General features: G+C 73.6%; 6 protein-coding genes and 1 pseudogene. 2 read left to right on the top strand and 5 right to left on the bottom strand.

All coding sequences use genetic code 11. The features are described 5' to 3' along the window. The 4 genes and pseudogenes from MY526_RS26770 to MY526_RS26785 form a co-directional block, all read right to left on the bottom strand. Positions 1-278: pseudogene (locus MY526_RS26770) on the bottom strand (HNH endonuclease); the annotation flags it as partial. A gap of 145 nt (positions 279-423) precedes the next feature. Then, on the bottom strand, positions 424-1,263 hold the full coding sequence (locus MY526_RS26775; protein ID WP_436695895.1) for a mycofactocin-coupled SDR family oxidoreductase: 840 nt from the start codon (positions 1,261-1,263) through the stop codon (positions 424-426). Positions 1,264-1,352: 89 nt separating this feature from the next. Beyond that, positions 1,353-2,174 (bottom strand): mycofactocin-coupled SDR family oxidoreductase, encoded by an 822-nt coding sequence (locus MY526_RS26780; protein ID WP_436705471.1) that lies wholly within the window; start codon positions 2,172-2,174, stop codon positions 1,353-1,355. A 2-nt stretch (positions 2,175-2,176) separates the two neighbouring features. After that, complete coding sequence (locus MY526_RS26785) at positions 2,177-3,454, bottom strand: cytochrome P450 (protein WP_436695893.1); 1,278 nt, start codon at positions 3,452-3,454, stop codon at positions 2,177-2,179. A 113-nt stretch (positions 3,455-3,567) separates the two neighbouring features. On the opposite strand from MY526_RS26785, the gene MY526_RS26790 reads away from it, so the two are divergent. Together MY526_RS26790 and MY526_RS26795 are read left to right on the top strand one after the other, a co-directional pair. Beyond that, on the top strand, positions 3,568-3,759 hold the full coding sequence (locus MY526_RS26790) for a ferredoxin (RefSeq protein WP_436695892.1): 192 nt from the start codon (positions 3,568-3,570) through the stop codon (positions 3,757-3,759). 2 nt (positions 3,760-3,761) lie between these two features. Next, positions 3,762-4,943, top strand: coding sequence for an NAD(P)/FAD-dependent oxidoreductase (locus MY526_RS26795; RefSeq protein ID WP_436695891.1), 1,182 nt, complete (start codon positions 3,762-3,764; stop codon positions 4,941-4,943). A 9-nt stretch (positions 4,944-4,952) separates the two neighbouring features. Here the strand turns inward: MY526_RS26795 and MY526_RS26800 are convergent, their stop codons facing one another. Continuing rightward, positions 4,953-6,206, bottom strand: coding sequence for an MFS transporter (locus MY526_RS26800; protein ID WP_436695890.1), 1,254 nt, complete (start codon positions 6,204-6,206; stop codon positions 4,953-4,955). Positions 6,207-6,380: the final 174 nt, after the last annotated feature.

Genomic DNA, 6,380 nt, shown 5'->3' on the forward strand with positions numbered 1-6,380 from the left:
AGCTCCGCGTCCGGCGCCCACGACCCCCGCTTCGCACCGGGGCCGCCCGGCGGCGGATCGCCGGTGTCGGGGGTGTCGTCGGCCAGCCCCAGCACCAGCTCGGCCTCGTAGCCGGCGCACACCGCCTTGCGGGCCTGCAGCCGCTGCATCTCGGCGGCCTTCTCCGCCTTGGTGAGGAGCGCGACCGGCAGCCGGCTGTTCGTCGCCGGCTGCTCCAGGCACCAGCCGACCAAGGCTCCCTCCATGGGGGAGCGCTCGGCTGCGACCGACGACTCCATGCCCCGACGGTATGCGGGGGCTACGACAGTTTCTGGACGCTGAGCTGCAGCTTTGCGCAGACACCGTTGAACGGCGCAGACCCTGTTGGAAGCCGGTCGCCGCGAGGCTCGGGGCACCCGCGGCGACCGGCCGGTCTCAGGAGCGCTACTTCACGTAGGCGCCGGCGTCCACGGGGAAGGCCACGCCGGTGACGTACCGCGCCTCGTCGCTGGCGAGGAAGAGCACGGCGTTGCTGATGTCGACCGGCTCCACCCACGGCACGGGGAGCGTGTTCAGCGAGGCGAAGCCGGGCATGGCCTTCTCCCGCGTGGGCTCCGGATCGCCGGGCGCGAACATCCCCCAGGTCCCCGGGTTCTGGATCATGATCGTGTCGACGTTGGTCGGGTGGATCGTGTTGACCCGGATCGAGTAGCCGCCCAGCTCGTTGGCCAGCGTCCGCATCAGGCCGACGATGCCGTGCTTGCAGGCGACGTAGTGGCCGACCTGTTGGATGCCCTTGAGGCCGCCGATCGAGCTGGTGAACAGGATCGTCCCGCCGCGGCCGGCCTCGATCATCGACGGGATGGCCACCTTCGCCGTGTGGAAGACGCCGGTGAGGTTGACGTCGATCATGTCCTTCCACTGGTCGGCGCTGAGCTCCCAGGCCCGGCCGTAGGTGGCGATGCCGGCGTTGGCCACGACGGTGTCCACGTGGCCGAACTGCGCGAGGCCCTCGTCGAAGGCCGCCTGCAGGCCGTCGAGGTCGCGGACGTCGGCCTTGCGGGCCACGATGCGGCGGTCGAGCGCCTCGACGGCCTTCACCGTCTCGTCGAGCTCCGCCTCGGTGGCCAGCGGGTAGTACGGGGTCACCGAGGCGATGTCCTCGCAGATGTCGACGGCGATGATGTCGGCGCCCTCCTCGGCCAGGCGGATCGCGTGGCTGCGCCCCTGACCGCGGGCCGCGCCGGTGATGAAGGCGACCTTGCCTGCCATGCGTCCTGCCATCGGTTGCGCTCCTGTTCTCCGGTTACCCGGTTCCCCGGCCGCGCCGGTGCGGCCGCGTCGGTCTGGACCCGCCGGCAGTGCGGCGGTGGTCAGCGGACGGCGAAGCCCGCGTCGACGGGCAGGGTCACGCCGGTGATGTAGCGGGCGGCGTCGGAGACCAGCCAGGCGACCGCGTCGCTCACGTCCCGGCACTCGACCATCGCGACGGGCAGCAGGTTGCCCTGGCGGTCGGCGGTGGCGGGGGTCGCCCGGAGGTGGGCCTGCATGACGTCGTTGGTGATCATCGGCGTGGGCACGCCCGTCGGGTGGACCGAGTTCACCCGGATCGAGTGCGGCGCCAGCCAGTGCGCGAACGAGCGCATGAGACCGACCAGGCCGTGCTTGCTGGCCGCGTAGGCGGTGATCCCCGCGCTGCCGTCACCGCCGGTGCCCTTGAGTCCCTGGGTGGAGCTGACCAGCACGACGGCGCCGCCCTGTCCGGCATCGATCATCGACGGTGCGGCCGCCTTCACGGTGTTCCAGGCGCCGGTGAGGTTGACCGCGAGCACGTCGGCGAAGGTCTCGTCGTCCCCCGCCCCGCCCATGAGCGGGGCGATCCCGGCGTTGGCGACGACGGTGCGGACCGGCCCGAGGGTGGCCACGCCCTCGGCGACCAGGGCGTCGAGCGCCGCCCGGTCCCGGACGTCGGCCACGCGGGCGAGGACCCGCCGTCCCTCGGCCTCGACCAGGCGGGCGGTCTCGGCGAGGTCGTCGGCGGTGGCCAGCGGATAGGCGACGGTCGGGATGTCGGCGCAGATGTCGACGGCGACGACGTCGGCGCCCTCGGCCGCCAGCCGCACGGCGTGGCTGCGGCCCTGGCCTCGGGCGGCGCCGGTGACGAGGGCGACGGTGCCCTCGAGTCCGGAGGGCACCGTCAGCTGCGCGCGGAGGCGGCGGAGACGCCGGCGGGGACCGCGCCCGGCGGCAGCCGGCGCTCGCCCGGCGTGAAGGTCGCGGGGATCCGCTGCCAGCCCTTGTTGACCCCCTGCCGCGGGTACCGCTTGAGCCCGGCCAGGTCGACCTCGTAGTCCGGCATCCGCTCCAGGACCTGCGCGAGCATCTCCTTGGCCATGCGCTTGCCGAAGTGCGACCCGGCGCAGCGGTGGATGCCGACGCCGAAGGCCAGGTGCCGGTTGGGCCAGCGGTGGATGTCGATCTCGTCGGGGTCCTCGAACTGACGCTCGTCCCGGTTGGCCGACGACCAGGCCAGCAGCGCCCGGTCCCCGACGTCCATGGGGCAGCCGTGGAACTCCGTCTCCTTGAGCACCGTGCGGGCCAGTGCCTGGGTGGGGGAGAAGTAGCGGAGGAACTCCTCGAGCGCCTTGTCCAGGAGCGAGGGGTCGTCGATGAGCTCCTGCCGGACGTCGGGGTGCTCGTAGAGCCAGACGAGGGTCTGGCTGACCAGCGAGGCCGTCGTCCCGACGCCGCCGCTGACCAGCAGCTCGACGATCGAGAAGACCTCCTCCTCGGTGATCGGCCGGCCGTCGACCTCCTGCTGCACCAGGTAGCTGATGGCGTCCTCGCGCGGCTCGGCGAAGCGGGCGGCGATCGCCTGGCGCATCTGCTCCGAGCAGCGCGGCAGGTCGACCTCGACCGCCTGCTTGTAGACCGGGCTGTCGGTCTGCTCGGCCAGCGTGGCCTGGTGCGAGCGGGCGTAGACCTGCCAGTCCTCCACCGGCAGGCCGAGCCAGTCGATCGTGCAGATCGCCGGCACGCCGATGACCTGGGCGAGGTCGGCCTGTCCAGACTCGATCAGCTCGTCGATGAACCAGGTGGTCCAGCGGACGATCATGTCCTCGATCTTCGCCACGGCCGCCGGCGAGGCGATCGGGTTGATCACCTTGCGGTAGGAGCGGAACTCCGGCGGGTCCATCTCGATCGGGATGTGCTTGTGCATCGGCGTCTTCGGGATGACGACCGACAGCCCCGGCCCGCCGTACTGGTCGAGCCGCTGGGAGGAGAAGACGTCGTCGTCGCGGGCGGCCTCGAAGACCGACTCGTAGTCGGTGAGCACCCAGAAGCCACCATGGGCCTCCGACCAGGCGACAGGATGGGCCTGGCGCAGTTCGCGGTAGCTGCCGACGGTGTCCTCGGCGTGCTCCTGCGAGTGGTGGTCGAAGTGGACGACGGGGCACCGGCCGCGTGTGCTCATGTGATCCTCGTCTCTGCTCAACATCACAGTGTGATAATGCTTATCCTGGTTTATCTCTGTCAACACACGGCGCGGAGCCTCCTCCGCACCGGCCCCACCCGGGAGGGGACACGATGCGCGTCTCTGTCGACCTGGACGTGTGCCAGGGCCACGGTGTCTGCCACATGAGCGCACCCGACGTGTTCGAGCTCGACGAGTCCGACGGCCACGCCATCGTCATGGTGGACCCCGTGCCGCCGGAGCTGGAGGCCGACGCCCAGCTGGCGGCCGACAGCTGCCCCGAGCGGGCCATCACGGTCTCCTGACCGTGCGCGTCGTCGTCGTCGGGGCGTCGCTGGCCGGCGTCCGGACGGTGGAGGGGCTGCGCCGGCGGGGAAGTGACGCCGACGTCGTCCTGGTCGGCGCCGAGCCCGGTGCCACCGACGGCATCGCCGTCGACCGGCCGCCGCTGTCCAAGGCGTTCCTCGCCGGTCCGGACGCCGTCGCCGCGCCGCTCACCACCCGCGAGCGGCTCGGCGCGCTGGACGTCGAGCTGGTGCCCGGGCGTGCGGTCGACGTCGACCTGGACACCCGGCGGGTCGCCCTGCACGGCGGGGAGTCGGTGGCCTTCGACGCCCTCGTCGTGGCGACCGGCTCGTCGCCGCGGTCGGTGCCCGAGCTCGAGCCCCGGCCCGGCGTGCACCCCTTGCGCACCGCCGCCGACGCCACCGCCATCCGCGCGGCCAGCACCGACGGCGCGCGCGTCGTCGTGGTCGGCGGCGGCTTCATCGGCGCGGAGATCGCCTGGACCATGCGCCAGCTCGGCCGCGAGGTCGCCCTGGTCGAGCCGCTGCCGTCGCTCATGATCCGCGGCCTCGGCCCCGAGCTGGGAGCGGCGTTCACCCGGCGGCACGCCGCCGCGGGGGTGGACCTGCACATGGGTGTGGCCGTCGCCGCCGTCGAGGGGACCGACCGGGTCACTGGCGTCCGGCTGACCGACGGCAGCCGGCTGCCGGCCGACGTCGTCGTCCTCGGCCTGGGCACGGTGCCGGAGACGGCGTGGCTGGCCGGCTCCGGCCTGGACCTGCGCGACGGCGTGGTGTGCGACGGGCACCTCGCCGCCGCCGAGGGGGTGTACGCGGTGGGGGACGTCGCCCGCTGGCGGCACCCCCGGTCCGGCGAGGAGGTGCGGGTCGAGCACTGGACCAACGCGGTCGAGACCGCCGGCGTGGTCGCGGCCAACCTCGCCGGGACGCCGACGCTGCACGAGTCGGTGCCCTACGTCTGGACCGACCAGCTCGGCGCCAAGCTCCAGGTCTTCGGCCAGGTGCGCCCGCAGGACGAGCTGCGCGTCGTCCACGGCGACCTCGAGGGCACCTTCGTCGCGCTCACCGGTGGCGACGGGCTGCTGCGCTCGGTGGTCGGCTTCGGCGCGATCAAGCAGCTGCTCCCGTTCCGCAAGCTCCTGGCCGCCGGGGCCGGGTGGGACGAGGCGCTCTCCGCCGCCTGACCGCCGCCGTCAGGGCGGTGGGCCGCCCGGCACCGGTGCTGCCGCCGGCGTGACCTCCCGCGGGGCAGCGCCGACGGCGGGCGGGCGCACCCAGCGCTGCACGACCAGGTAGCACAGCGCGCAACAGCACATCGCCGCGACCGTGAACGCCCACGAGGCGTCATAGCCCCCGGTGAGGTCGGACAGGGCACCGAAGGACAGCGGGGAGACCAGCGCCCCGAGGTAGTAGCCGCTCGACATCACCGCCGTCGCGCGGCCGACGGCGTGCGGCGCGCGGTCGATGGCCACCCCGTGCGCGAACCCGGAGAGGACGAGGTCGGCCAGCATCGCCAGGACCGCGCCCGCGACGAGCAGGGCGAGTGCCACGTGGCTGCCGACCCACACCATCGTCGTCCCGGCGACCGAGGTGGCCGCGACTCCGGCGGCCATCAGTGCCCGGCGGCGGGGGCCGGTCCGGTCGGCGCGACGGGCGGCGGCGACCATCGTGACCGCGCCCAGGGCGGTGCCGGCGGCCGACACCGCCCCCGCCGCGCCGCGGGAGAACCCGGCGTCGACCAGGGCGAGCACCAGCCAGGAGAACAGCGGCTGCGAGCCCAGGACGAAGCAGAACGACGCCAGCACCACCCACGCGAAACGGCGGGGTAGTCGCCCACCGTCGGTCCCCGGCCGGGCCGGGCCCCGAGGGCGGGCCGCCGGCAGCACGAACGCGCCGGCCACCGCGTTGGCCGCCGTCAGTCCGGCCAGCACCAGGGCCACGCCCTCCCAGCCGATCAGGCCCGCGGCGGGCAGTCCGGCGAGTGCCAGCACCGTCGCGCTGAGCGGGATGCCGGCGGTCTTGACCGCCACCGCCGTCCCGCCCCGGCCGGCGGGGGACACCGAGGTGACCGCCAGGCTGGTGCCGGCGTTGGCCAGCGCGTAGGCGGAGCCGGCGAGGGCGCTGCTGACCGCCAGGACGGCGAAGCCCGGCCACAGGGCCGCGACGACGAGTGCGGCGGCGACCAGGACCTGGTCCAGGACGATGCAGCGGCGGGCGCCGAGCGGGTCGACCACCCGCGCGGCGACGAGCGAGGTGATCCCCGTGGACCCGTAGAAGAGGCCGACGAGCAGGCCGAGCTGGGCGCCGGTCAGGTCGAGGTCGGTGCGGAGGTCGGGGCCCAGGTAAGCGACCAGGAAGGTCGGCGCGGCGCCCAGCCCCATGGCCGCGGTGCTGACCACGAGGACGGCGAGCCGGCCGGTGCGCGGGGCTCGACGACTTCCGCTCATCAATGGTAATGCTTATCCTAGTTTCTCCCCGAGCGGAATCCCTGGGCACGAGTCCCGACGTCCACCGGAGGTCCCCATGTCCCACGCCGATCCGGCCGGTGCGCGGAGCCACAGCGCATGAGCAGTCCGTTGAGTCTGGCGCCGGCGCCGCGGTCGGAGGCGGCCGAGCGGGTG

Source organism: Geodermatophilus sp. CPCC 205761, assembly GCF_051383655.1.
In the GTDB taxonomy this organism is placed as follows: domain Bacteria; phylum Actinomycetota; class Actinomycetes; order Mycobacteriales; family Geodermatophilaceae; genus Geodermatophilus.

Bases quoted from the DNA above. Each gene is read 5' to 3' on its own strand.
- MY526_RS26800 (WP_436695890.1), bottom strand. From the start codon at position 6,206: ATGAGCGGAAGTCGTCGAGCCCCGCGCACCGGCCGGCTCGCCGTCCTC.
- MY526_RS26775 (WP_436695895.1), bottom strand. From the start codon at position 1,263: ATGGCAGGACGCATGGCAGGCAAGGTCGCCTTCATCACCGGCGCGGCC.
- MY526_RS26785 (WP_436695893.1), bottom strand. From the start codon at position 3,454: ATGAGCACACGCGGCCGGTGCCCCGTCGTCCACTTCGACCACCACTCG.
- MY526_RS26790 (WP_436695892.1), top strand. From the start codon at position 3,568: ATGCGCGTCTCTGTCGACCTGGACGTGTGCCAGGGCCACGGTGTCTGC.